Raw genomic sequence first — 3,046 nt, forward strand, 5'->3', positions numbered from 1 at the left:
CGCGGGCCCAGGATCTTGAAAGATCCTGGGCCCGCGGCATCCGGTCGCAACTGGCGGCATCGATCCGGCGCGGATCCGGCCGGGTGATGACGGTGTTCGCTGTCAGCGGACCGAAATGGTCAGGCTCGACGGAACGCGTAGGCTGGTTCCGGGGTTATCAAGGATGTCACCGCGATCGGGTCACCGCTGATCCCGGACCGGTGCTCACCCCGCTGAGGCAAGAGGAGCGATGCGAATGTTCGAGCGGTTCACAGACCGAGCTCGTCGGGTGGTCGTGTTGGCCCAAGAAGAGGCCCGCATGCTCTCCCACAACTACATCGGCACGGAGCACATCCTGCTCGGGCTCATCCACGAGGGGGAGGGTGTCGCCGCCAAGGCGCTCGAGTCGCTGGACATCTCGCTGGAGGCCGTCCGCGCCCAGGTCGAGGAGATCATCGGCCAGGGTCAGCAGGCGCCGTCCGGACACATCCCCTTCACCCCGCGCGCCAAGAAGGTGCTCGAGCTGTCCCTGCGCGAGGCGCTGCAGCTCGGCCACTCCTACATCGGCACCGAGCACATCCTGCTCGGCCTGATCCGCGAGGGGGAGGGTGTCGCGGCCCAGGTGCTGCAGAAGCTGGGCGCCGACCTCAACCGGGTCCGTCAGCAGGTCATCCAGCTGCTCTCCGGGTTCCAGGGCAAGGAGCAGGGCGGCCAGCCGGCCGCGGCGACGGCCGGTGGCTCGTCCGAGACGCCGTCCAGCTCGCTGGTGCTCGACCAGTTCGGTCGCAACCTCACCCAGGACGCCCGCGAGGGCAAGCTCGACCCGATCATCGGCCGCGGGCAGCAGATCGAGCGCGTGATGCAGGTCCTCTCGCGCCGTACCAAGAACAACCCGGTGCTGATCGGGGAGCCCGGCGTCGGCAAGACCTCGATCGTGGAGGGGCTGGCCCAGGACATCGTCCGCGGCAACGTGCCCGAGACGCTGAAGGACAAGCAGATCTACACCCTGGACCTCGGCGCGCTGGTGGCGGGGTCGCGCTACCGCGGTGACTTCGAGGAACGACTGAAGAAGGTCCTCAAGGAGATCCGCACCCGCGGCGACATCGTGCTGTTCATCGACGAGATCCACACCCTGGTCGGCGCCGGTGCGGCCGAGGGCGCCATCGACGCAGCCAGCATCCTCAAGCCGATGCTGGCCCGCGGTGAGCTGCAGACCATCGGTGCCACCACGCTGGACGAGTACCGCAAGCACCTGGAGAAGGACGCCGCGCTGGAGCGCCGCTTCCAGCCGATCCAGGTGCCCGAGCCGTCGATCGCCGACACCATCGAGATGCTCAAGGGCATCCGCGACCGCTACGAGGCGCATCACCGGGTGACCATCACCGACGAGGCGCTGGTCTCCGCGGCGACGCTCGCCGACCGCTACATCTCCGACCGGTTCCTGCCGGACAAGGCCATCGACCTGATCGACGAGGCCGGCTCCCGGCTGCGGATCCGGCGGATGACGGCGCCGGCCGACCTGCGGGAGTACGACGAGCAGATCGCCGAGGTGCGACAGCGCAAGGAGGCCGCCATCGACGGCCAGGACTTCGAGGCCGCCGCCAAGCTGCGCGACGAGGAGAAGCAGCTCATCGCCAAGAAGGCCGACCGGGAGAAGGCCTGGCGCGCCGGCGACATGGACGAGATCGCCGAGGTCGACGAGGAGCTGATCGCCGAGGTGCTCGCGGTCGCCACCGGCATCCCGATCGTCCAGGTCAACGAGGAGGAGTCCGCCCGGCTGCTGCGGATGGAGGACGAGCTGCACAAGCGGGTCATCGGCCAGGACGAGGCCGTCAAGGCGCTCTCCCGGGCGATCCGCCGCACGCGTGCCGGGTTGAAGGACCCCAAGCGCCCCGGTGGCTCGTTCATCTTCGCCGGCCCGTCCGGGGTCGGGAAGACGTGGCTGTCCAAGACGCTCGCCGAATTCCTGTTCGGCGACGAGGACGCGCTGATCCAGCTCGATATGTCCGAGTTCGGCGAGAAGCACACCGTTTCTCGGCTGTTCGGCTCACCCCCGGGATACGTCGGGTACGAGGAGGGCGGCCAGCTCACCGAGAAGGTGCGACGCAAGCCGTTCAGCGTTGTGCTCTTCGACGAGGTCGAGAAGGCCCACCCGGATATCTTCAACTCGCTGTTGCAGATTCTCGAGGAGGGTCGTCTCACCGACTCCCAGGGTCGGGTGGTCGACTTCAAGAACACCGTCATCATCATGACCACCAACCTGGGCACCCGGGATATCGCCAAGTCGGTGAACCTCGGCTTCAGTCAGGCCAGCGATGTCGCCGGCAACTACGAGCGGATGAAGTCGAAGGTCTCCGAGGAGCTCAAGCAGCACTTCCGCCCCGAGTTCCTCAACCGTGTCGACGAGGTCATCGTGTTCCCGCCGCTCACGCAGGAGCAGATCATCGCGATGGTCGACAACATGATCGCCGGGGTGGAGACGCGGCTCAAGGACCGGGACATGGGCATCGAGCTCACCCCGGCCGCCAAGGAGCTGCTCGCCACCCGCGGCTTCGACCCGGTGCTCGGCGCCCGGCCGCTGCGTCGTACCGTCCAGCGCGAGATCGAGGACGTCCTCGCCGAGAAGATGCTGTACGGCGACGTCGGCCCCGGCGAGATCGTGCTGGTCGGTGTCGACGGCGAGGGTCCCGCGGCGGTGTTCACCTTCACCGGTCAGAAGCGCTCGGCGATCCCGGACGTCCCGCCGCTGGAGCCCGCCGGCATCGGCGAGAGCGACGGCGTCGACCTGGACAAGCCCGGTCAGTCCGGCAGCGCGTAGCCGTTCGGGCCGACCCGCACCGCCAACCGGTCCGCGACGAGCCCAGCGAGAGCGCGCTCTCGCTGGGCGACGTCCGACCAGACCGCGTCCAGCCGGCTGCGGTGGACGGGGCCGTCGGCGTCGCGGAGCACGGCGAGCAGCCGGCCGCGGCACTGCCGGTCGGTGCCGGCCCAGGTCTGGGCGCGCCGTACGACGGCCGGCCGGCGGCGTGCCACCGGCACAGGTGTCGCACCGGGCAGCCGCCGCAGC

Annotated in this window: 1 protein-coding gene and 1 pseudogene; one reads left to right on the top strand and one right to left on the bottom strand. The window is 68.9% G+C overall.

Translation table 11 applies throughout. The features are described from left to right. Positions 1–235: 235 nt before the first annotated feature. On the top strand, positions 236–2,797 hold the full coding sequence (locus tag QM638_RS09770; protein WP_415141776.1) for an ATP-dependent Clp protease ATP-binding subunit: 2,562 nt from the start codon (positions 236–238) through the stop codon (positions 2,795–2,797). Here the strand turns inward: QM638_RS09770 and QM638_RS09775 are convergent. After that, a pseudogene (locus QM638_RS09775) lies at positions 2,779–3,046 on the bottom strand (A/G-specific adenine glycosylase); the annotation flags it as partial. The gene QM638_RS09770 and the pseudogene QM638_RS09775 overlap by 19 nt on opposite strands.

This window comes from Nocardioides sp., assembly GCF_047606145.1.
Lineage (GTDB): Bacteria > Actinomycetota > Actinomycetes > Propionibacteriales > Nocardioidaceae > Nocardioides.

What these genes read in the sequence shown, in the direction of transcription:
- QM638_RS09770 (WP_415141776.1), top strand. Translation starts at nt 236, where the DNA reads ATGTTCGAGCGGTTCACAGACCGAGCTCGTCGGGTGGTCGTGTTGGCC.